This window comes from Acidovorax sp. Root402 (genome assembly GCF_001425125.1).
GTDB lineage: Bacteria > Pseudomonadota > Gammaproteobacteria > Burkholderiales > Burkholderiaceae_C > Acidovorax > Acidovorax delafieldii.
On record NZ_LMDQ01000014.1, the window covers coordinates 568,672 to 589,582 of the forward strand.

The 20,911-nt window shown below is 64.0% G+C and carries 19 protein-coding genes; all 19 read right to left on the bottom strand.

The features are described from left to right. Nucleotide 1: 1 nt before the first annotated feature. On the bottom strand, nucleotides 2-592 hold the full coding sequence (locus tag ASC83_RS13750; protein WP_056063477.1) for a methylated-DNA--[protein]-cysteine S-methyltransferase: 591 nt from the start codon (nucleotides 590-592) through the stop codon (nucleotides 2-4). A gap of 50 nt (nucleotides 593-642) precedes the next feature. Beyond that, the gene (locus ASC83_RS13755; protein ID WP_056063479.1) at nucleotides 643-1,548 is read right to left on the bottom strand and encodes an SDR family oxidoreductase; all 906 of its coding nucleotides are present in this window, start codon (nucleotides 1,546-1,548) and stop codon (nucleotides 643-645) included. A gap of 148 nt (nucleotides 1,549-1,696) precedes the next feature. After that, complete coding sequence (locus ASC83_RS13760) at nucleotides 1,697-2,632, bottom strand: glutathione S-transferase family protein (protein WP_056063482.1); 936 nt, start codon at nucleotides 2,630-2,632, stop codon at nucleotides 1,697-1,699. Between the two features lie 30 nt (nucleotides 2,633-2,662). Next, nucleotides 2,663-4,339 carry an isovaleryl-CoA dehydrogenase gene (locus ASC83_RS13765; protein WP_056063485.1) on the bottom strand — a complete coding sequence of 559 codons (1,677 nt, stop codon included), beginning with the start codon at nucleotides 4,337-4,339 and terminating at the stop codon, nucleotides 2,663-2,665. A 53-nt stretch (nucleotides 4,340-4,392) separates the two neighbouring features. Then, nucleotides 4,393-4,845 carry a GNAT family N-acetyltransferase gene (locus tag ASC83_RS13770; RefSeq protein WP_056063488.1) on the bottom strand — a complete coding sequence of 151 codons (453 nt, stop codon included), beginning with the start codon at nucleotides 4,843-4,845 and terminating at the stop codon, nucleotides 4,393-4,395. Further along, nucleotides 4,845-5,861, bottom strand: coding sequence for an NADP-dependent oxidoreductase (locus ASC83_RS13775; RefSeq protein ID WP_056063493.1), 1,017 nt, complete (start codon nucleotides 5,859-5,861; stop codon nucleotides 4,845-4,847). The genes ASC83_RS13770 and ASC83_RS13775 overlap by 1 nt, the downstream gene beginning before the upstream one ends. 114 nt (nucleotides 5,862-5,975) lie before the next feature. Further along, nucleotides 5,976-6,407: a PaaI family thioesterase gene (locus ASC83_RS13780; RefSeq protein ID WP_056063497.1), complete on the bottom strand. Its 432-nt coding sequence runs from the start codon at nucleotides 6,405-6,407 to the stop codon at nucleotides 5,976-5,978. A gap of 154 nt (nucleotides 6,408-6,561) precedes the next feature. Next, the gene (locus ASC83_RS13785; protein ID WP_056063500.1) at nucleotides 6,562-7,353 is read right to left on the bottom strand and encodes an SDR family oxidoreductase; all 792 of its coding nucleotides are present in this window, start codon (nucleotides 7,351-7,353) and stop codon (nucleotides 6,562-6,564) included. A gap of 183 nt (nucleotides 7,354-7,536) precedes the next feature. Beyond that, nucleotides 7,537-7,746 carry a hypothetical protein gene (locus ASC83_RS13790; protein ID WP_056063503.1) on the bottom strand — a complete coding sequence of 70 codons (210 nt, stop codon included), beginning with the start codon at nucleotides 7,744-7,746 and terminating at the stop codon, nucleotides 7,537-7,539. Continuing rightward, entirely contained in the window at nucleotides 7,746-9,614 is a 1,869-nt protein-coding gene (locus tag ASC83_RS13795; protein ID WP_056063505.1) for an acyl-CoA dehydrogenase, read from the bottom strand. Before ASC83_RS13795 ends, ASC83_RS13790 begins: the two co-directional genes overlap by 1 nt. A 115-nt stretch (nucleotides 9,615-9,729) precedes the next feature. After that, nucleotides 9,730-10,230 (bottom strand): PaaI family thioesterase, encoded by a 501-nt coding sequence (locus ASC83_RS13800; RefSeq protein ID WP_235509377.1) that lies wholly within the window; start codon nucleotides 10,228-10,230, stop codon nucleotides 9,730-9,732. A 3-nt stretch (nucleotides 10,231-10,233) separates the two neighbouring features. Beyond that, nucleotides 10,234-11,409, bottom strand: a complete 1,176-nt coding sequence (locus ASC83_RS13805) for an acetyl-CoA C-acyltransferase (RefSeq protein ID WP_056063507.1) — start codon at nucleotides 11,407-11,409, stop codon at nucleotides 10,234-10,236. Between the two features lie 40 nt (nucleotides 11,410-11,449). After that, complete coding sequence (locus ASC83_RS13810) at nucleotides 11,450-13,549, bottom strand: 3-hydroxyacyl-CoA dehydrogenase NAD-binding domain-containing protein (protein ID WP_056063510.1); 2,100 nt, start codon at nucleotides 13,547-13,549, stop codon at nucleotides 11,450-11,452. A gap of 190 nt (nucleotides 13,550-13,739) precedes the next feature. After that, the gene (locus ASC83_RS13815; RefSeq protein WP_056063513.1) at nucleotides 13,740-14,435 is read right to left on the bottom strand and encodes an ABC transporter ATP-binding protein; all 696 of its coding nucleotides are present in this window, start codon (nucleotides 14,433-14,435) and stop codon (nucleotides 13,740-13,742) included. A 1-nt stretch (nucleotide 14,436) separates the two neighbouring features. Beyond that, nucleotides 14,437-15,222 (bottom strand): ABC transporter ATP-binding protein, encoded by a 786-nt coding sequence (locus ASC83_RS13820; RefSeq protein WP_015014388.1) that lies wholly within the window; start codon nucleotides 15,220-15,222, stop codon nucleotides 14,437-14,439. A 2-nt stretch (nucleotides 15,223-15,224) separates the two neighbouring features. Further along, entirely contained in the window at nucleotides 15,225-16,547 is a 1,323-nt protein-coding gene (locus tag ASC83_RS13825; RefSeq protein WP_056063517.1) for a branched-chain amino acid ABC transporter permease, read from the bottom strand. 4 nt (nucleotides 16,548-16,551) lie between these two features. After that, the gene (locus ASC83_RS13830) at nucleotides 16,552-17,505 is read right to left on the bottom strand and encodes a branched-chain amino acid ABC transporter permease (RefSeq protein WP_056063520.1); all 954 of its coding nucleotides are present in this window, start codon (nucleotides 17,503-17,505) and stop codon (nucleotides 16,552-16,554) included. A gap of 83 nt (nucleotides 17,506-17,588) precedes the next feature. Continuing rightward, nucleotides 17,589-18,821 carry a branched-chain amino acid ABC transporter substrate-binding protein gene (locus ASC83_RS13835; protein ID WP_056063523.1) on the bottom strand — a complete coding sequence of 411 codons (1,233 nt, stop codon included), beginning with the start codon at nucleotides 18,819-18,821 and terminating at the stop codon, nucleotides 17,589-17,591. 187 nt (nucleotides 18,822-19,008) lie between these two features. Continuing rightward, the gene (locus ASC83_RS13840; RefSeq protein ID WP_056063526.1) at nucleotides 19,009-20,652 is read right to left on the bottom strand and encodes a 3-(methylthio)propionyl-CoA ligase; all 1,644 of its coding nucleotides are present in this window, start codon (nucleotides 20,650-20,652) and stop codon (nucleotides 19,009-19,011) included. Nucleotides 20,653-20,911 lie beyond the last annotated feature (259 nt).

Below are 20,911 nucleotides of genomic sequence, written 5' to 3' on the forward strand. Positions count from 1 at the left end.
TTCAGCCCCTGGGTGCAAACAGCGCCAGGGTCTCGTGCGCAAACGCGCCCTCGATCTCCAGCATGCGCATCTTGGTGGTGGCGCCGCCACCGGCCGAAAAACCGCCTGTCTTGCCGTTTGCCGCCACGATACGGTGGCACGGCACCACAGGCGCAAACGGGTTGTGGCCCAACGCCTGGCCCACGGCACGCGCAGCACCCGGCTCGCCCAATGCGGCGGCCATCTCGCCATAGGTCATGGTTTTGCCGGGTGGAATGCGGCGGGCCAGCTCGTACACGCGGGCGTGGAAGGGAGGCACGGCGTCGAGCGCCAGGGGCACATCACGCAAGTCGTCCTGAGCACCTTCAAGCAGGGCCACCACGCGTGCTGCCCAGGCTGCCACATCGGGTGGCATCGCACCATCGGCGAGCTGCGGAAACCGGCGCTGCATGCGGGCACGCGTTGCCACTTCGCCCGCGTCTTCCGGCAACTGCACCCCCACCAGCAGCGCCCCCCGCCATGCAATGCCGCAGTGGCCAATGGCCGTGGGGAACAGCGCATAGCCGCTTGCGGGGCAGTGCGCCGTGTCGTTGGCGTGCAGCTCTGCGGCCATTTGCTACTCTTTGAATAGCATTCAGGGCATGTAAATCAAGCGCCTCTGGCTCAATCAGCCCTCAGCGCTGCCCGCAACTGTGCACCCAGCTCGGGCTTGGCGGCAAACGGGTCGGTGGGGTTGCGGCCCATCATCACGTCTTCCATGCGCGTCTGCACCGAGGCCAGGGCCTTGGGGTGGCTGTAGATGTAGAACTGGCCCTGGGCGGCGGCGTCGAAGACCTTTTGCGCGACCTCGGAAGCAGTCACCTTGCCACTGCCCACGGCCTTGTCGCTCATCGCCTGGCCGATGAGCTGGCTCTTGGTGGGCTTTTCGGCAGGCAGGTCGCCGGGGCGGTTGCGGTGGCTTTGATTGATGCCGGTGGGCACGAAGAACGGGCACAACACGCTGGCGCCGATCTGGTCAGTGACCAGCGACAGATCCTGGTACAGCGTCTCCGACAGGCTGACCACTGCGTGCTTGCTCACGTTGTAGATGCCCATGTTGGGCGCTGCCAGCAGGCCCGCCATGCTGGCGGTGTTGATGATGTGGCCGCGCCACGCCGGGTCGGCCTTGGCGGCTGCCAGCATCATGGGGGTGAACAGGCGCACGCCGTGCACCACACCCCACAGGTTAACGCCCAGCACCCATTCCCAGTCCTTGACCGAGTTCTCCCACACCAGGCCGCCCGCGCCCACGCCTGCGTTGTTGAACACCAGGTGCGGTGCGCCAAAGCGCTGCTGCACGTCGGCGGCGAGTTGCTCCATCTGGGCGGCGTTCGACACGTCCACCTTGCGCGCCAGCACCTGGGCGCCTGCGGCCTGCATCTCGGCCGTGGCGGCGTCGAGCGCGTCCTGCTGCACATCGACCAGCACCAGGTTCATGCCCAGGCGGGCGCCAATGCGCGCGCATTCCAGGCCAAAGCCCGAGCCTGCACCGGTGAGGACGGCGGTTTTGCCCGCAAAGTTGTCGATCATGTTTTGTGTCTCCTAGGGGTTGTCGATGGATGATGGGGTGCAGTCGTGAAACACGGGAGGGCGCTGATGCCGACACACGGCTTCGGCCAACGCCGCCCGAACACGCAGAGCGCATCGGGGGCGGTGCGATCAAAAAGGCTGCCGTTGTTCAGGGCGCCACCGGCCGCAGCACGTAGCCAATGCGGGGGAAGTGAACGTGCACAGTGCCCGCACGCGGGTCGGTACGGCGCAGCGTGTAGCGGGTGCGGGTGGCGGCAATCAGCTCACCTTCCGTGGGCTCTGTGCCAAAGCTCTCGGCGGCAATCGTGACCTGGGTACCCAGCGGGATGCCGTGCTCGTCCTGGAACACGTCGTCGGTCAGCGGCAGCGGCTCCATGCCCGCGGCCACGGTGATGGCGTCGGCGGCACTGAACTTCTCCATGCGGCCGTGGCCGAGCGCAGCGATGCGGTCCATCCACTCCAGCACGGCGGGTGTGGCGGCAAAGATGTCGGCCATCACGGGCACACACTGGCGCGTGAACCACAGCGGGTGGTAGGCCGCAAAGTCGGCCAGGCAAGGCTCGGCGCCGAACAGGAAGTCGTGTTCCTCGGCCATGTGCGCAATACGCCGCAGGTACGAGCGGTAGGCGGCCGTGGCATCGGCCGGTCGCAGGCGCTGCATGCCCGCGCTCATCTCGCGGCGGTCTTCGCCAAACACTTGCGCGGCCGCCGGCGGCAGGTTGGCAAACAACACGGCGGCGCCCTTGGGCTGCAGGTTGTAGGCCATGGCAGCCCAGAACAGCGTGGTGTCGGCCCACTGCGCAAACACGCGCGACACGCCTTTCAGATGCGGCGGATACAGCACGGGCTCGGGATGCTCATGCTCCAGCACATCGCAGATCAGGGCCGAGTCGCAATAGATATCGGCGCCGATCTGCAAGAACGGCGTCTTGCGATACCCGCCGGTCAGCGCCACCACATCGGGCTTGGGCATGACGCTGGGGATGATGACGGACTTCCAGGCCAGCTGCTTGAAGCCGAGCACCGCACGGATCTTTTCGGAAAATGGGGACGAGGGGTAGTGGTGCAGGATGAGGTGGGACATGGGTTTCTCCGCAAAATTCTGTGGGATGGCTCAGGCCGGAAGTGCGCGGTCCAAGATGGCGTCAAGGTTGACACCCGCGCCCAGCGTGCCAAAGCTGTAGCCCCAGTCACCAGAGAGGCGCGAGTCGCAAAACGCTCGAAACACTGCGCCGGGCGCACTGCGCAACAACAGGGCCGCCTGCACTGCCAACGCTACATCCTGGGCGAGTCGCCGGGCCTCGGCCTCGGTGGTCATGGCGTCTACACGCAGGGGCAGTGCGCCGGCCAGACGGTCCAGCGCCGGGTGGGCGCCGCGTGCAGGTGCCAGTTCGGCGTCCAGCGCGGCAGCGGTGTCGGCGCGGCGCACGGCGCGCATCAAATCCAGCGCCATGATGTTGCCCGCGCCTTCCCAGATGGAGTTGAGCGGCATCTCGCGGTAGATGCGAGCCATCACGCCCTCGCCGCCCTCCTCCACATAGCCGTTGCCGCCCAGGCATTCCATGGCCTCCTGCGCAAACACGCTGCCGCGCTTGCACACCCAGAACTTGGCGACGGGCGTGAGCAGGCGGGCCATCACGGCTTCGTGCTCGCTGGTGGCCTTCTTGTCGAAGGCGCTGGCCAGGCGGATTGACAGCGCGGTGGCGGCTTCGCTCTCCAGCGCCAAATCGGCCAGCACATTGCGCATCAGCGGCTGCTCGATGAGCTTCTTGCCAAAGGCCGAGCGCTGGCGCGTGTGGTGCAGCGCAATGCTGAGCGCCTGCCGCATGAGGCCGCTGGTGCCCAGCGCGCAGTCCAGCCGCGTCATGGTGCCCATCTCCAGGATCTGCGCCACACCCCGGCCCTCTTCGCCCACGCGCCAGGCCATCGCGCCGATGAACTCGACCTCGGAGCTGGCATTGGCGTGGTTGCCCAGCTTGTCTTTCAGGCGCTGGATGCGAATGGTGTTGACCGCACCTTCTCCACCGTCAGGCAACACACGCGGCAGGAAGAAGCAGGTGAGCCCGCCGGGCGCCTGCGCCAGGATCAGGAACGCATCGCACATGGGCGCCGAGAAAAACCATTTGTGGCCGGTGATGCGATAGCGCGCGCCCCAGGCATCGTCGCCGTCGTGGACAGCCTGTGTGGTGTTGGCACGCACGTCCGATCCGCCCTGCTTCTCGGTCATGCCCATGCCCATGGTGAGCGCGGATTTCTGAGAGAACAGCGCCAGGCGCGGGTCGTACTGCGTGCTCGCCAAACCCTTGCTCCAGTCCGCCCATACCGCTGAATTGCCTCGCAATGCCGGGGTCACGGCGTAGCTCATCGACACTGGGCACAGCACCGAGGGCTCGGCCTCGGTGAACAGCATGAAGCCCGCCGCGCGCTCCACATGCGCGTGGCCCGTGTCCTGGCGCGACCAGGGCGTGGCATGCAGGCCGTGGCGCAGCGCGGCGCCCATCAAAGCGTGGTAGCTGGGGTGGAACTCCACCACATCCGTGCGGTGGCCAAAGCGGTCGTGCGTGCGCAGCTGGGGCTTGTGGGTGTTGGCCAGGCGCGCGTGGGTCAGCATCTCGGCCGAGCCCATCTCGGCGCCCAGCGCCTTGAGGCCCTCCACACGCAGGCCGGGTGCATGCAGGCGCAACGCATCCTGCAGCGGCTGGTTGGTGGTGAACAGGTTCACATCCGCCCACGGCGTGCTCTGGTTGAAGACGTCATGGGTACGCGCCAGGGTGGCGGTGGGCAAGGTCATGTCGGCTCCTTCGCGGGTGGGCTGTGTGAATGGTCGAAGGGGCTGCGGCTGTGTCAGCCCGCCTTTCGCAGCATTTCAATGTGCGGGATATCGTCTTCCAGGTATTCGTCGGACACCGCCTCAAAACCCAGGCTGCCGTAGAAGCCCCGCAGGTGCGCCTGCGCACTGATGCGGATACCCCGGTCCGGCCACGCCTGGCTGCAGCGGGCGATGCCCTCCTGCATCAGCGCCCGGCCTGTGCCGTTGCCGCGCGCCTCCTTGGCGGTGACCACGCGGCCAATGGAGGGCTCGGGGTAGTTCACACCCGGGTCCACCACGCGCAGACAGGCTTGCAGCGTACCCGCCTCGTCGTAGCCCAGCAGGTGGTAGGACTTTTTGTCCGCTTCGTCCGGGTCCTGGTAGGGGCCCTGCTCCAGGATGAACACCTTGCAGCGCAAGGCCAGGGCGTCATGCAGCGCATGCACGCCCAAGTCATCGAAGCGGGCCCAGGTCCACTTCAGCATCATCAGATCAGCTTGACCAGTTGCTTGCCAAAGTTCTTGCCCTTGAGCAGGCCCAGGAAGGCCTCGGGCGCGGCGGCAATGCCTTGGGCAATGGTTTCGCGCGGGCGCAGCTTGCCGGTGCCGACCAGCGTGCCCAGCTCCTTGAGGGCATCAGGCCAGACTTCCATGTGCTCGCTGACGATGAAACCTTCGACCTTCATGCGGTTGATGAGCATGAGCGCGGGGTTGGCCATGGGCAGCGGTGCGCCGTCGTAGCCGGCGATCATGCCGCACAGGGCGATGCGGCTGAAGGCGTTCATGCGCAGCATGACGGCGTCCATGATCCAGCCGCCCACGTTCTCGAAGTAGCCATCGATGCCGTTGGGGCACGCTTCCTTCAGGGCCTTGGACATGGCCTTCACGTCACTGTGCTGCTTGTAGTCGATGCAGGCGTCAAAGCCCAGTTCTTCCACTGCGTACTTGCACTTGTCGGCACCGCCCGCAATGCCCACCGCGCGGCAGCCACGGGCCTTGGCGAGGGCCGCAAAAGCGCTGCCCACGGCGCCCGTGGCGGCGCTCACCACCACGGTGTCGCCTTCCTTGGGCGCAATGATCTTGACCAGGCCGTACCAGGCCGTGACACCCGGCATGCCCACGGCACCCAGGTAGTGCGACAGCGGCACATGGGTGGTGTCCACCTTGCGCAGCGCACCCGGCTGGTCGGCATTGACCACGCTGTATTCCTGCCAGCCGCCCATGCCCACCACCTTGTCGCCCACGGCGTACTTGGGATGCTTGCTCTCGGCCACTTCACCCACGGTGCCACCGATCATGACTTCGCCCAGCGCCTGCGACGCGGCGTAGCTCTTGCTCTCGTTCATGCGGCCGCGCATGTAGGGGTCCAGGCTCAGGTAGTGGTGGCGCACCAGCACCTGGCCGTCCTGCAGCGCGGGCGTGTCGGTCGCGACCAGCTTGAAGTTGCTGGCCACCGCTTCGCCCTGGGGACGGTTGTCGAGAACGATTTGTTGGTTGCGTGGCATGGAAAGCTCCTTCAGAAAATTAAACACTATGTTTTTGATAGCTGCCAGCGCATATATCCATTGCGCTGGCAGGCAAAAAGGCTTTAAAACCTGCTGGCGACCTCAACCACTGGCTCAGTCGGTGGAGATGACCTTGAGGTCATTCACATTGCGCCCGTCCACAGGCAGGCGCTTGACGTACTTGAACGTGCCGGTGGCGTGGCAGCACACCTTGCCTTGGGCGTCGTACACCGTGCCCTCGGTGAACGCCATGGTGGCCGTGCGGTGAATCAATCGCCCCTTGGCCACCAGCGGCCCGCGCGCGGGCTGCATGAAGCTGGTCTTCATCTCGATGGTGACCACGCCCATGTCCGGCGTCACGCTGCGCGCGGCCGTCGCCATGGTCACGTCCAGCAGCGTCATCGACGCGCCGCCGTGGGTCACGGCAAACGAGTTCAGGTGCTCAGGCTTGGCTTCGTAACGCAGCTCGGACTCGCCGTCCTCCATGCGGTGCAGCGTGAAGCCCAGGTGGCTGACAAAGGGGATTTCGACACCAAAACTAATCAAGGCTTTTTCCTTTGGAAATGTAGGTCGCAACGGGCGCGGCACAGGCGAGGGACGCAGAGCAAGGGCCGCCCCGCAGCGATTGCGTCGTCCCCCTTTCCGAATCGCGCAGCGATTCGAGAGAAGGGGGAAGCGGCGCAGCCGCTCAGGGGGATGTTCACCCTCCAGTCACAATGCTCACGCCGCCGTCCACCGCCAGCCATTGGCCGGTGATGTGCTTGCCCGCATCCGACGCATACAGCGCGCACAAGCCCTTCAGGTCTTCATCATCGCCCAGGCGGCCCAGGGGGGCGTGGGCAGCCAGCGCTTCTTCGCCCATGGCCTTGAGTGTGCCCACCGTCATCTTGCTCGGGAAGAAGCCCGGGCAGATCGCGTTGACGCGGATGTTGTAGGCCCCCCATTCGGCCGCCAGCGCCCGTGTGAAGTTGATCACCGCACCCTTGGAGGTGTTGTAAGCAATGGTGTTCATGCCCTTGGGATTGCCGCCCAGGCCGGCGATGGACGCCACATTGATGATGCTGCCGCTGCGGCGGCCGATCATGCTGTGCTTGGCGATGTGCTGGCTCAGGATGAAGTACCCACGCACGTTGAGGTTCATCACCTTGTCCCAGGCCTCCACGGGGTGGTCTTCAGCCGGAGAGCCCCAGGCCGCGCCCGCGTTGTTGACCAGGATGTCCACATGGCCCAGGCGCTGCAAGGTCTCGTCGGCCAGGCGGCGGATGTCCTCTTCCTTGGCGCAGTCGGCGGCGATCCAGCGCGCGTCGATGCCTGCGGCCTGCAGGTCGGCCGTGGCTTCTTCCAGGTCAGACGCCTTGCGCGAGCTGAGCACGATCTTGGCGCCCGCCTCGCCCAGCGCGTGGGCCAGTTGCAGGCCCAGGCCGCGCGAGCCGCCGGTCACCAGGGCGGTCTTGCCCGTCAGGTCAAACAGTTGTTGGATGGTGCGTGTCATGTGAATGTCTCCTTGGATTTTTGCCAGTCGATGGATGTTCTCGGACCACAGCCCGGCGCTGGAATGCGCCAGCCAGGGGATGGAATACAGGCAGCCATTGTGCGGCGCCAGAAGGCTGCATTGTGTCGCCGCCGCGTCCGCTCCGCACGGGGCCCGCCAGGTGGCTGCCGCGGTGCCGCAGCGTCAGCCCTGGGGGTCGGCCTTGAGCCGCGCACGCACGGCGATCAGCACCACGCCCACTGCCGCCACCACGCCCCCACCCACCATCAGCACCCAGCCCGTGGCCGCGTCGGTGCGGGCGGTGGCAATGCCCAGCACCAGCGTGAGCAGGCCGCCGTAGATCAGCGCCCAGATGATTTTGTGCAAGCGCTGCAGGGTGTGCGCAGCGGCCATCAGAACGCCTCTTCAGGAAAGCTGGCGCAGGTCGCGTCGCGTGCACTGACCACTTGCAGCCAGGCGCCAATCTTGGGCAGCTCGTAATGGAAGAAAAAGCGCATGGCGCCCATGCGGCCCACGCTGGCGGGCTGCGCCAGGGCTGCATCGGCCGCCAGGGTGGCCAGCGCCACGTCCAGCCACACCCAGGCCAGCACCGTGTGGCCAAAGGCCTGCATGTAGGGCACGGCGTTGGACAGCGCATCAGCGGGTTGGCCCGTGGCCCAGGCGGCCTTGGTGGCCGCGCCCACGTCCTGCAGCGCCTTGCCCAGCGCGTTGGCGTGGGCAGCCAGCGCGGGCACCTGGATGGCGCGCTCGATGGTGGCGTTGATGCGCCCGGCCAGCAGTTGCAGGCCACGACCGCCTTCCATCAGCACCTTGCGACCCAGCAGGTCCATGGCCTGGATGCCGTGGGTGCCTTCGTGGATCATATTCAGGCGGTTGTCGCGCCAGTACTGCTCCACGGGGAAGTCGCGCGTGTAGCCGTAGCCGCCGTGGATCTGGATGGCCAGGCTGTTGGCCTCCAGGCACCATTCGCTGGGCCAGCTCTTGGCGATGGGGGTCAGCACCTCCAGCAGCAGGCGGGCTTCGTCGGCCGCAGCGGCATCGCCCGTGTGTTGCTCGTCCACCAGCCGCGCGCAGAACAGGTTGAGCGCCAAGGCGCCCTCGCCATACGACTTTTGCGCCAGCAGCATGCGTTTGACGTCCGCGTGCTCGACGATGCGCACCTGGGGCTGGGCGGCGTCCTTGACCACGGCAGCCGCGCCGTCCTTGGGGCCCTGCACGGGCCGGCCCTGGGGGCGGTTCTTGGCGTAGTCCAGGCTCGCGTAGTAGCCGGCCAGGCCCAGCATGGTGGCGGCCATGCCGATGCCAATGCGCGCCTCGTTCATCATGTGGAACATGCAGTGCAGGCCCTTGCCGGGCTGGCCGACCAGGTAACCCACGGCGCCTGCCTGGCCATCCACGGGGTACTTGCCCTCGCCAAAGTTCAGCAGCGTGTTGGTGGTGCCGCGCCAGCCCAGCTTGTGGTTCAGGCCCGCCAGCGCCACGTCGTTGCGCACGCCGGTCAGTTGGCCGTCGGTGTCCACCAGCTTCTTGGGCACGATGAACAGCGAGATGCCCTTGGTGCCGGGCACCAGCTTGCCGTCTGGCCCCGGGATCTTGGCCAGCACCAGGTGCACGATGTTTTCGGTCAACTCATGGTCGCCCGAGCTGATCCACATCTTGTTGCCCTTGAGGCGGTAGCGCGCGCCGAGCGGGTCGCTCTCAAAGCCCTCGCCATCCGGCACGGCGCGTGTGGCCACGTCGGACAGGGACGAGCCCGCCTGTGGCTCCGACAGGCACATGGTGCCCGACCAGCGGCCGTTGAATTCATTGAGCGCAAACACCTGCTTTTGCAGGTCGGTGCCATGCACCATGAGCAGGTTGGCGTTGCCCGAGGTCAGCAGGTTGGACCCAATGCTGATCGAGGCGGCCGCAAAAAAACTGTTGGCCGCAGCCTCCACCGTGTAGGGCAGCTGCATGCCGCCAATGTCGTAGTCCTGCGCGGCGCTCAGCAGGCCCGATTCTGCATAGGCGCGCCGTGCTTCGTAGGTGGCTTGCGGCAGCACCACACGCAGCATGCCGTCGGGCTCGGTCTCGGTGCGGGGTTCTTCGGTGTCCACCACGCGGTTGAAGGGCGCGTACTTCTCGCGCGCGATGCGCTCGGAGGTGTCGAGCACGGCATCGAAGGTTTCGCGGGAGTGGTCTGCAAAGCGCTCGCGGGCTTGCAGCTTCTCGGCGTTCAGCCACTGGTAGAGCAGGAAATCGACGGTGGGACGTAGGCTCATGGCATTTCAGGGTTAAAACGGCCCCAGGCGCAGATAAATCATGCGCCAGCAGCTATCAAATAAGGAGTTAACGGCGCAAGAGTGAGGAGGAACATGCTCCCATCCCTTGCCACCATCAGGCGCCAGCGGGCGACGGTGCCGCGTCTTCGCGCGGTGGCAGTGCGGCAATGGTGCCTTGCGCCACGGCGCATAGCTTTTCGGTGCCTGCCTGCACCACCAACACATCGCAGCGGCACACCGCCTGCGCACGGCCATGGTGCACCGCCTGCGCACGGGCGATGAGCAGTTCGCCCACCGCAGGGCGCAGGTAGTTGATCTTGAACTCGGAGGTCACCACGGGCACCCGCATCGCGGTGCCTCCTGCGTAGGTCAGGGCGTTGTCGGCCACATAGCTCAGCACGCCCCCGTGCACAACCCCGTGCTGTTGCAGCAACTGGGGCGTGATGGGCAGGTGCAGCTCGCAGTGCCCTGGGGACAAGGCATGCAGCCGCGCCCCCACCAGGATGCTGAACGGCTGCGATGCCAGTACCTCACGCCCCATGGCCAGGAAGACCTCGGGCGACACCACGACATCGGGGATGTCGGTGCGCGGTGGCGACGAGACCTGCCCGGACATGGCTTACAGCACCTCGAAAATGCCCGCAGCGCCCATGCCGCCGCCGATGCACATCGTCACGCATACCTTCTTGGCGCCACGGCGCTTGCCTTCGATGAGGGCGTGGCCCGTGAGGCGCTGGCCCGACACACCGTAGGGGTGGCCTAGGGCGATGGCGCCGCCGTTCACGTTCAGACGGTCCGCCGGGATGCCCAGCTTGTCGCGGCAGTACAGCACCTGCACAGCGAAGGCTTCGTTCAGCTCCCACAGGTCGATGTCCTGCACCGTGAGGCCCAGCTTCTTCAGCACCTTGGGCACGGCAAACACAGGGCCGATGCCCATTTCGTCAGGCTCGCAACCGGCCACTGCAAAGCCGAGGAAACGGCCCAGGGGCTTGAGGCCCTTCTTGCTGGCGTACTCTTCGCTGGTGATCACGCAGGCACCGGCGCCGTCAGAGAACTGGCTGGCATTGCCGGCCGAGATCAGGCCACCGGGCAGTGCCGACCGCAGGCCACTGATGGCCTCCACCGTCGTGCCTTCGCGTGTGCCTTCGTCCTTGCTCACCGTCACTTGCTTGGTGATCAGGCCCAGCGTCTTGTCAGCCACACCGGCCGTCACGGTGATGGGGGCGATTTCTGCATCGAACAAGCCGTTGGCCTGAGCGGCACAGGCCTTTTGCTGACTGCCTGCACCGTACTCGTCCATGGCTTCGCGGCCGATGTTGTAGCGCTTGGCCACCTGCTCGGCGGTCTGCAGCATGCTCCAGTAAATCTCAGGCTTTTGCTTGGCCAAGGCCAGGTCCTGGATCATGTGCAGGTTCATCTCCTGCTGCACGCAGGAGATGCTTTCAACACCACCGGCCACGAACACATCGGCCTCGCCAGCGATGATGCGCTGGGCGGCCATGGCAATGGTCTGCAGGCCCGAAGAGCAAAAGCGGTTGACCGTGACGCCGGAGGCGGTGATGGGCAGACCGGCCTTCAAGGCAATCTGGCGCGCGATGTTGCTGCCGGTGGCGCCTTCGGGCGTAGCGCAACCCATGATGACGTCGTCCACGTCAGCGCCATCAATGCCGGCACGCAACACGGCGTGCTGCACGGCATGGCCGCCCAGGGTGGCGCCATGCGTCATGTTGAACGAACCCTTCCAGCTCTTGGCGAGCGGCGTGCGGGCGGTGGAAACAATCACTGCGGAGGTCATGTGAATTCCTTTGATTCTGTAGATGGGTGCACGCGGCTATTTACTGGAAGGCCTTGCCTTCGGCGGCCAGCTTGGCCAGCAGCGGAGCGGGCTTCCAGAACGCTGCGTCATCCAGCGGGTTCTTGGCAAAACGGTCCATGGCCTGCACCACGTTGAACAGACCCACTTCGCTGGCGTAGTGCATGGGGCCGCCACGGTGGATGGGGAAGCCGTAGCCGGTCAGGTACACCATGTCGATGTCGCCGGACTTGCTGGCAATGCCGTCTTCCAGGATGTGCGCGCCTTCGTTGACCAGTGCGAACACCAGGCGCTGCACGATTTCTTCGTCCGAAATCTTGCGCGGCGTGATGCCCAGCTCCCTGCGGTGGTCTTCGATCATCTTGTTGACCAGGTCGCTCGGGATCGCGTCGCGCTTGCCAGCCTGGTAGTCGTACCAGCCTGCGCCGGTCTTCTGGCCGAAGCGGCCCAGTTCACACAGCTTGTCGGCCGTGCGGCTGTACTTCATGTCGGCACGTTCGACGGAGCGGCGCTTGCGGATGGCCCAGCCAATGTCGTTGCCCGCCAGGTCGCCCATACGGAACGGGCCCATGGCAAAGCCAAACTTTTCGATGGCCTTGTCCACCTGCTGGGGCGTGCAGCCTTCGTCCAGCAGGAAGCCAGCCTGGCGGCTGTACTGCTCGATCATGCGGTTGCCGATGAAACCATCGCACACGCCCGAGACCACGGAAGTCTTCTTGATCTTCTTGCCGATGGCCATCACGGTGGCCAGCACGTCCTTGGCGGTCTCCTTGCCACGCACCACTTCCAGCAGCTTCATCACGTTGGCAGGGCTGAAGAAGTGCATGCCCACCACGTCCTGCGGACGCTTGGTAAACGCTGCGATCTTGTCCACGTCGAGCGTGGAGGTGTTGGAGGCCAGGATGGCGCCGGGCTTGGCCACAGCGTCGAGTTGCTTGAACACGGCTTCCTTGACGCCCATCTCTTCGAACACGGCTTCGATGATGAGGTCGCAGTCCTTGAAGTCGTCGTAGCTCAGCGTGGTGCTCAGCAGGGCCATGCGCTGCTCGTACTTGTCCTGCTTGAGCTTGCCCTTCTTGACCTGGGCTTCGTAGTTCTTCTTGATCGTGGCCACGCCACGGTCCAGGGCTTCCTGCTTCATTTCCAGGATCTTGACGGGGATGCCCGCGTTCAGGAAGTTCATGGAAATGCCGCCGCCCATGGTGCCCGCGCCAATCACGCCCACCAGCTTGATGTCGCGCTTGGGGGTGTCGGAGGCCACATCAGGGATCTTGCTCGCCGCACGCTCAGCCATGAACAAATGGCGCAGTGCACGCGACTCGGGCGTCCACATCAGGTTGATGAAGATTTCGCGCTCGACCAGCATGCCTTCGGCGAACTTCTTCTTGGTGGCCGCTTCGACCGCGTCCACGCACTTGGCGGGCGCGGGGAAGTTCTTGGCCATGCCCTTGACCATGTTGCGCGCGAACTGGAAGTACGCGTCGCCTTCGGGGTGCTTGCAGGGGAAGTTGCGCACCAGGGGCAGCGGGCGGGCATCGGCCACGCTTTGCGCGAATGCCAGGGCTTCTGCCGCCAGCGACTCGGCCGACGCGGCCATCTTGTCAAACAGCTTCTGGCCGGGCACGGCGCCAATCATTTCACTCTTGACGGGCTCGCCGCTCACGATGAGGTTGAGCGCCGCTTCAACACCAATCACGCGTGGCAGGCGCTGCGTGCCACCTGCACCGGGGATCAGGCCCAGCTTGACTTCAGGCAGTGCAATCGAGCAGCCAGGCGCTGCAATGCGATAGTGGCAACCCAGGGCCAGCTCCAGCCCGCCGCCCATGGCGACGCTGTGCATGGCAGCCACAACGGGCTTGGCCGAGTTTTCAATGGCGGCAATCACCGACAGCAGGTTGGGTTCTTGCAGCGACTTGTCGGTGCCGAACTCCTTGATGTCGGCGCCGCCAGAGAACGCACCACCGGCACCGGTGATCACGATGGACGTGACCGCTGCATCGGCATTTGCACGGCCAAGGCCGTCCACGATGCCCTGGCGGGTCGCCAGACCGAGTCCGTTGACGGGAGGGTTGGCCATGGTGATCACGGCAACGGAGCCGTGGACTTTGTATTCAGCGGTCATGGTGCTGTTGTTCCTTGGAAAGTGAAAAAGAACGATCGTGCGTTTTTATTGTAGAGACTTCAAACCCATTTGGCGTGTCAATTTGTCCCGAGCGGGACAAGGGGGTTTGCAGTGCAACATTTGGTAGAGCAAAAAAAGAGGCGCCTTCAGCTATCGGGCGCCTCTTTTGGCCATGGTTTTTCAGAAATCGTCAGACTTCAAGCCATTCCTTGCGTATGTAGTTGTCGGCCCGCAGGCTGTCCGGTGTGCCCTGGAACACGATCGAGCCATGCCCCATGACCAGCGCGCGGTCCGAGATCTTCATGGCAATGGTCAGCTTCTGCTCGATCAACAGCACCGAGATGCCGCGCGACTTGATGGTCTGCAGGTACTGCCCCACCAGCTCGACGATCTTGGGTGCCAGACCCTCGGTGGGCTCGTCGATGATGATGAGGTCCGGGTCACCCATGAGCGTGCGGCACAGGGTCAACATCTGCTGCTCGCCGCCCGACATCACGCCCGCCTCGGTGTGCTGGCGCTCCTTGAGTCGGGGGAACATCTCGTACATATCGTCAAACGACCAGCGGCTGTTCTTGCCACTGCCCTTTTGGCCGAGCATCAGGTTCTGGTGCACGGTGAGGTTGGGGAACACATCGCGGCTTTCGGGCACATAACCCACCCCCAGGTGGGCGATCTCGTAGGCCTTCCTGCCATTGAGGTCCTGCCCCTTCCAGTTGAGTGTGCCCTCCCAGTCCACCAGTCCCATGATGGCCTTGGCGGTGGTGGAGCGGCCCGAACCGTTGCGCCCCAGCAGGGCCACGATTTCACCGGGTTGCACATCAAAGGTCACGCCATGCAGCACATGGCTCTTGCCGTAATAGGCGTGGAGATTTTCGATTTTCAGCATGTCAGTGTCCCGCCCCTTGCTCGTCCGCAACGACCGAGCCCAGATAGGCCTCTTGCACGCGCTGGTTGGCGCGCACCTTGTCGGGCGTGTCAAAGGCAATCACCTCGCCATACACCACCACAGCGATCTTGTCGGCCAGGCCGAACACCACGCCCATGTCGTGCTCCACCGTCAACAGCGTGCGGCCTTCGGTCACTTCCTTGATGAGGTGGATGAAGCGTGAGGTCTCGGTCTTGCTCATGCCGGCCGTCGGTTCGTCCAGCAGGATCACATTGGCACCGCCCGCGATGGTGATGCCAATCTCCAGCGCGCGCTGCTCAGCGTAGGTCAGGTTCATCGCCAGCGTGTCGCGCTTCTTGTCGAGCTTGATCATCTCCATGAGCTGCTTGGCGCGCTCGTTGGCATCGTGCAGGTTCGACAGGAAGCGCAGGAACGTGTACTTGTAGCCCATGCTCCACAGCACGCCGCACCGCAGGTTTTCGAACACCGACAGCTTGGGAAAGATGTTGGTGATCTGGAAGCTGCGCGAGAGCCCGCGCCGGTTGATCTCGTACGGTGCCATGCCGTTGATGCGCTGGCCATTCAGGATCACATCGCCGCTGGTGGGCGCAAAGCGCCCGCTGATCAGATTGAACAGCGTGGACTTGCCCGCGCCGTTGGGGCCGATGATGGCCACGCGCTCACCGGGCGCGACGGCCAAGTTGGCGCCGCGGATGATCTCGGTCTTGCCAAAACTCTTGCGCAGGTCGCGCAGTTCGAGCGCATAGGTTGCGTTGTCAGCCGCCATGGTTACAAAGCCTCCCCGCGCTTGATTTCATGTTCTATTTCTTCCTGGATCCTGCTCCACTGGCGCACAAATTGGCGGCGGCAGAGTTCAAACAGGGCAAAGCCCGTCACCATCACAAACACCGCGCCAAACCAGCTGGTAAAGCCCTTGGCGTTGAGCGTGGCGCCGAGGAAGGTCAACTCTGGCCCCAGTGCGGCATTGAGCTGCAGGTGGTAGGTCATCTCGATCATGCAGGCCGCGCCCATCACACCCACCAGGGCAGTACCGCCCAGCGCAAGGTAAGAGGTCCACAGCTGGCGGAGCTTGCCGAACTTGGCCAGGCGCAGGTTCATCATGATCAGGCTGGCCACGCCACCGGGCGCATACATCACCATGAACAGGAACACCAGGCCCAGATACAGCAGCCAGGCCTTGGACAGCTCGGACAGCAGCACCGACGCCAGCACCAGCAGCACGGCACCAATGATGGGGCCGAAGAAGAAGGTGGCACCGCCCAGGAAGGTGAACAGCAGGTAGCCACCCGAACGCACCACGTTCAGGCTGTCAGCACCCGTCACGATCTCGAAGTTGATGGTGGCCAGACCACCACCAATGCCGGCAAAGAAGCCCGCAATGATGAAGGCGAAGTAGCGCACCCGCTGCGTGTTGTAGCCAATGAACTCCACACGCTCGGGGTTGTCGCGCACTGCGTTCAGGATGCGGCCCAGCGGTGTGCCGGTGAAGGCAAACATCGCCGCAGTGCACACGAAGCAGTACACGGCGATCAGGTAGTACACCTGAATGGCAGGACCGAAGGTGATGCCGAAGAACGACTGGCCATACACGCGGTCGGTGGTGATGCCGCCTTCGCCCCCGAAGAACTCGGGGAACATCAGCGCCATCGAAGCCACCAGCTCGCCAATGCCCAGCGTGATCATGGCGAACGTGGTGCCCGACTTCTTGGTCGTGACAAAGCCCAGCAAGATGGCAAAGAAGGCCCCGGCCAGCCCACCCACGATGGGGATCAGCACTAGCGGAATGCTGAAGCTGCCTTTGCTTGCCATGTTCATGGCGTGGATGGCTATGAACGAACCCAGACCGGTGTACACGGCATGGCCGAAGCTCAGCATGCCGCCCTGCCCCAACAACATGTTGTAGGACAGGCAGATGATGATGAGGTAGCCAATCTGCGAGAGCATGGTCAGCGCCAGGCTGCTGCGAAACAGCATGGGCGCCACGATCAGTGCTGCGGCAAACAGCGTCCAGATCACAAGGCGCCCGACGTTCCAGGGCTTGAACCGGTAGTGCGACGTGGCACTGGAGACAGGATGAGTGGTTGAATTCATGGCATCAGTCCTCCCGCGTGCCCAGAAGGCCCTTGGGGCGGAAGATCAGGATCAGCACGAGGAACAGGTACGGCAGGATGGGCGCCACCTGGGAAATTGTGAGCTTGAGCAAGGGATAGCCAAAGGTCTGGTCGGTCACCGCCACACCCACGGCCTTGAAGACGTGGATCAGCGAGTAGTCCAGCGCCACGGCAAAGGTCTGTACCACGCCAATCAGCAGCGAGGCGATGAAAGCACCAGCGAGCGAGCCCATGCCGCCCACCACCACCACCACGAAGATGATGGAGCCCACAGACGCCGCCATCGCAGGCTCAGTCACATAGGTGTTGCCGCCGATCACGCCCGCCAGGCCCGCCAGCGCGGCACCGCCACCAAACACCAGCATGAAGACACGCGGCACGTTGTGGCCCAGCGCTTCCACCATTTCTGGGTACTTGAGAGCCGCCTGGATCACCAGCCCGATGCGGGTGCGTGTGAGCAGCAGCCACACCGACAGCAGCATCAGCAGCGCCACCAGCATCACAAACGAACGCGACTTGGGAAACTGCGTGCCGTACAGCGAGAACAGCGGGCCCTGCAATTGCTCTGGCAGGCCGTAAGGCACCGTGGAGCGACCCCAGACCAGCTGCACGACTTCCAGAATCAGGTACGACAGCCCGAACGTGACCAGCAGCTCGGGCACATGGCCGAACTTGTGCACCCGGCGCAGGGCGTAGCGCTCGAACGCAGCCCCCAGCACAAACACCACAAGCGGTGCCAGCACCAGCGCAGGCCAAAAGCCCACCACCCCGGAGATGGTGAACGCGAAATAGGCACCCAGCATGTAGAAGCTGGTGTGTGCGAAGTTGAGCACGCCCATCATGCTGAAGATCAGCGTGAGGCCGGAACTCAGCATGAACAGCAGGAGCCCGTAGCTCACGCCGTTCAGCAAAGAGATCACGAAAAACTCAGGATTCATTGGAATTTTTCATCACGGAGGGAAAAAAAAGGCCCGAGTACGTCGGGCCTCGAAGTTCTGGCGCCGAAACGCCAGCGCCGGATTTAGGGGCGCTTCATCTGGCACGACGTGGGCGTGCTGGCCACGTAGGGCTCGTAGTACTTCAGCGGCACGAAGGTGTAGCCGGTGTTTTCCGAGTCGATGGGGTACTTGCCGCCGGCCTTTTCCCACTTGGAAATGAACAGGCCCTGCTGCAACTGGTGGTCGGTCTTGCGCATCTCGACTTCCCCGTTGAAGCTCTTGAACTTCATGCCTTCAAACGCTGCGGCCACCTTGACGGGGTCGGTGGACTTGGCTTTCACGAAACCTTCGGACAGCATGGTGAAGGCGTGGTACACGGCGCCGGTGTACATGTCGTCGTTGAACTTCTTCTTGTAGTCCACCACGATCTTGTTGAGCTCGCCCGGCAGGTTCATGTGGGCGTAAGCCACCATGTACACGCGGCCTGCAGCGGCAGAGCCCATGGCAGTGGGGCTGCCGGTGACGGAGCCGTAGTAGGTGTAGAAGTTGACGTTGTTCAGGCCCGCATCGTTGGCGGCCTTGATCAGCAGTGCCAGGTCAGAACCCCAGTTGCCGGTGATCACGCTGTCAGCGCCCGATGCCTTGATCTTGGCGATGTAGGGCGAGAAGTCGCGCACCTGGGCCAGGGGGTGCAGGTCGTCACCCACAAACTGCACGTCGGGGCGCTTGCGCTGCATCATCTCCTTGGCGAACTTGGAGACCTGGTGGCCGTGCGAGTAGTTCTGGTTGATCAGGTAGACCTTCTTGACCTCTGGCAGGTCCTTCATGTAGGTCGTCAGCGCTTCCATCTTCATGGAGGTGTCTGCATCCAGACGGAAGTGCCAGTAGCTGCACTTGCTGTTGGTGAGGTCTGGGTCCACGGCAGCGTAGTTCAGGAACAGGACTTCCTTGCCGGGATTGCGTGCGTTGTGCTTTTCGAGCGCATCCATGATGGCCAGTGCGGGACCAGAGCCGTTGCCCTGCACCACGTAGCGCGCACCCTGGTCCATGGCCGAGCGCAGGGCGCTGGTGGTTTCCTGAGGGCTGAGTTTGTTGTCGATGCCGATGATTTCAAATTTGACGCCGGCAGGGTTCTTCTTGTTGAACTCTTCAGCGATGAACTGGAAGCTCTTGAGCTGGTTCGTTCCCACGGCCGCCATCAGGCCAGACAGGGGGTCGAGCCAGGCGATTTTGACCGTCTCGCCCTTTTGAGCGAAGGCCCCGCCAGCGCTTGCCAAGATTACCGAGGCTGCTACAGCCTTAATAGCGAACTTCATGCTTTTGTCTCCTTGTAAATCGACACAACGCAGCGTACCGCGTTGCAACAAAGCGATGCTCAGGGATTGCCCCTACCAGCGTCGCACACGTGACTGGCGCCGCGCTCCCCCGAGCGCGCACCAGCCTGGGGCAGCGCAAAAAATGGCGCTCGCAAGCGATGCGCGCACATGCATTGCCCCACCCTGATCACAGGCCGGGAAGCTTGTAATCCTTGAGCTGCTCACGCAGCTTGGTCTTGAGCATCTTGCCGGTGGCACCGAGCGGAATGGCATCGACAAACACCACGTCGTCAGGGATCTGCCACTTGGCCGTCTTGCCTTCGTAGAAGGCCAGCAGCGCTTCGCGCGTCACCTCTGCGCCAGGCCGCTTGACCACGGCCACAATGGGGCGCTCGTCCCACTTGGGATGCGGCATACCCACACACGCTGCCATGGCAATGGCGGGATGGGCCATCGCAATGTTCTCGATGTCGATGGAGCTGATCCATTCGCCACCGGACTTGATCACGTCCTTGCTGCGGTCGGTGATCTGCATGAAGCCGTCGGCGTCGATGGTGGCCACGTCACCCGTGGGGAACCAGCCCCTGCCCTGCGCGTCGCGCACCAGCGGGTCACCGCCCTCGCCCTTGAAGTAGCTGCCCACGATCCAGGGGCCCTTGACCAGCAGGTCGCCATAGGTCTTGCCGTCCCAGGGCAGCTCGTTGCCGTCGCCACCCACGATCTTCATGTCCACACCATAGATCGCACGGCCCTGCTTTTGCAGGATCTTCATCTGCTCGTCCTTGGACATGATGAGGTGCTTGTTCTTGAGCGTGCACAGCGTGCCCAGCGGGCTCATCTCGGTCATGCCCCAGGCGTGCAGCACCTCCACACCGTAGTCTTCCTTGAAGGCGTGAATCATGGCGGGCGGGCAAGCCGATCCGCCGATCACCGTGCGGCGCAGTGTGGAGAACTTGAGGCCCGCAGGCTTCATGTGGCCCAGCATCATCTGCCACACGGTGGGCACGCCTGCGGCGTAGCTCACCTTCTCCGCCTCAATGAGTTCGTAGATGGACTTGCCGTCCATCGCCGGGCCGGGGAACACCAGCTTGCAGCCAGTGAGTGCGGCGGAGTACGGAATGCCCCAGGCATTGACGTGGAACATGGGCACCACGGGCAGCACTGAGTCGCGGGCCGAGAGGCACATGACATCAGGCAGCGCCGCAGCATAGGCGTGCAGCGTGGTGGAACGGTGGCTGTACAGCGCGGCCTTGGGGTTGCCTGTGGTGCCGCTGGTGTAGCACATGCTCGATGCAGAGTTCTCATCGAACTCAGGCCATGCGTAGTCCGAAGACTGCGCACCAATCCAGGCTTCGTAGCTGGTCAGGCCGGGGATGCCGGTGTCGGCCGGCAGCTTGTCGGCATCGCACAGGGCGACCCATTTCTTGACGGTGGGACATTTGGCGTGCACCGCCTGCACCAGGGGCAGGAAGGTGGTGTCAAAGCACATCACCTGGTCTTCTGCGTGGTTGATGATCCAGGCGATCTGGTCGGGGTGCAGGCGTGGATTGACGGTGTGCAGCACGCGGCCCGATCCGCTCACACCGAAATACATCTCCATGTGGCGATAGCCGTTCCAGGCCAGCGTGGCCACCCGGTCGCTGAACTGGAGCTTCAGGTCATCCAGCGCGTTGGCCAGGCGGCGGGCACGTGCGGCGAGGTCGCGGTACGTGTAGCGATGGATGTCCCCCTCCACCCGTCGGGACACGATTTCGGCGTCGCCGTGGTGGCGCTCTGCGAATTCGATCAGCGACGAAATCAGCAACGGTTGACTCTGCATCAAGCCCAGCATGAATACTCCTTGGATGTTGTAGTGAATGGAACGGTCATCGTAGCGCGCGTACCGGCGTCCGGGTGTCGCCCGCGTCGTGCCCCCGCACGCCACTGGGATGAACCCACACACGCCGCACCACCACATTGGCATGGCATCGGCGGCGGCATGGTTGCGCTGTCGCTGGCCTCCGTGAACCGCAGCGGAGTGTGCGCCCGGCGGGCATGGCTGCCAACACTTGTCGTCCCACTGACAAAGGGCAAGGGAATACCCTGAACCG

What these genes read in the sequence shown, in the direction of transcription:
- ASC83_RS13775 (WP_056063493.1), bottom strand. Translation starts at nt 5,861, where the DNA reads ATGCCACGCAACCAACAAATCGTTCTCGACAACCGTCCCCAGGGCGAA.
- ASC83_RS13825 (WP_056063517.1), bottom strand. Translation starts at nt 16,547, where the DNA reads ATGAATTCAACCACTCATCCTGTCTCCAGTGCCACGTCGCACTACCGG.
- ASC83_RS13835 (WP_056063523.1), bottom strand. Translation starts at nt 18,821, where the DNA reads ATGAAGTTCGCTATTAAGGCTGTAGCAGCCTCGGTAATCTTGGCAAGC.
- ASC83_RS13750 (WP_056063477.1), bottom strand. Translation starts at nt 592, where the DNA reads ATGGCCGCAGAGCTGCACGCCAACGACACGGCGCACTGCCCCGCAAGC.
- ASC83_RS13820 (WP_015014388.1), bottom strand. Translation starts at nt 15,222, where the DNA reads ATGGCGGCTGACAACGCAACCTATGCGCTCGAACTGCGCGACCTGCGC.
- ASC83_RS13760 (WP_056063482.1), bottom strand. Translation starts at nt 2,632, where the DNA reads ATGTCCCACCTCATCCTGCACCACTACCCCTCGTCCCCATTTTCCGAA.
- ASC83_RS13795 (WP_056063505.1), bottom strand. Translation starts at nt 9,614, where the DNA reads ATGAGCCTACGTCCCACCGTCGATTTCCTGCTCTACCAGTGGCTGAAC.
- ASC83_RS13765 (WP_056063485.1), bottom strand. Translation starts at nt 4,339, where the DNA reads ATGACCTTGCCCACCGCCACCCTGGCGCGTACCCATGACGTCTTCAAC.
- ASC83_RS13770 (WP_056063488.1), bottom strand. Translation starts at nt 4,845, where the DNA reads ATGATGCTGAAGTGGACCTGGGCCCGCTTCGATGACTTGGGCGTGCAT.
- ASC83_RS13785 (WP_056063500.1), bottom strand. Translation starts at nt 7,353, where the DNA reads ATGACACGCACCATCCAACAACTGTTTGACCTGACGGGCAAGACCGCC.
- ASC83_RS13810 (WP_056063510.1), bottom strand. Translation starts at nt 13,549, where the DNA reads ATGACCGCTGAATACAAAGTCCACGGCTCCGTTGCCGTGATCACCATG.
- ASC83_RS13805 (WP_056063507.1), bottom strand. Translation starts at nt 11,409, where the DNA reads ATGACCTCCGCAGTGATTGTTTCCACCGCCCGCACGCCGCTCGCCAAG.
- ASC83_RS13755 (WP_056063479.1), bottom strand. Translation starts at nt 1,548, where the DNA reads ATGATCGACAACTTTGCGGGCAAAACCGCCGTCCTCACCGGTGCAGGC.
- ASC83_RS13840 (WP_056063526.1), bottom strand. Translation starts at nt 20,652, where the DNA reads ATGCTGGGCTTGATGCAGAGTCAACCGTTGCTGATTTCGTCGCTGATC.
- ASC83_RS13790 (WP_056063503.1), bottom strand. Translation starts at nt 7,746, where the DNA reads ATGGCCGCTGCGCACACCCTGCAGCGCTTGCACAAAATCATCTGGGCG.
- ASC83_RS13815 (WP_056063513.1), bottom strand. Translation starts at nt 14,435, where the DNA reads ATGCTGAAAATCGAAAATCTCCACGCCTATTACGGCAAGAGCCATGTG.
- ASC83_RS13800 (WP_235509377.1), bottom strand. Translation starts at nt 10,230, where the DNA reads ATGTCCGGGCAGGTCTCGTCGCCACCGCGCACCGACATCCCCGATGTC.
- ASC83_RS13830 (WP_056063520.1), bottom strand. Translation starts at nt 17,505, where the DNA reads ATGAATCCTGAGTTTTTCGTGATCTCTTTGCTGAACGGCGTGAGCTAC.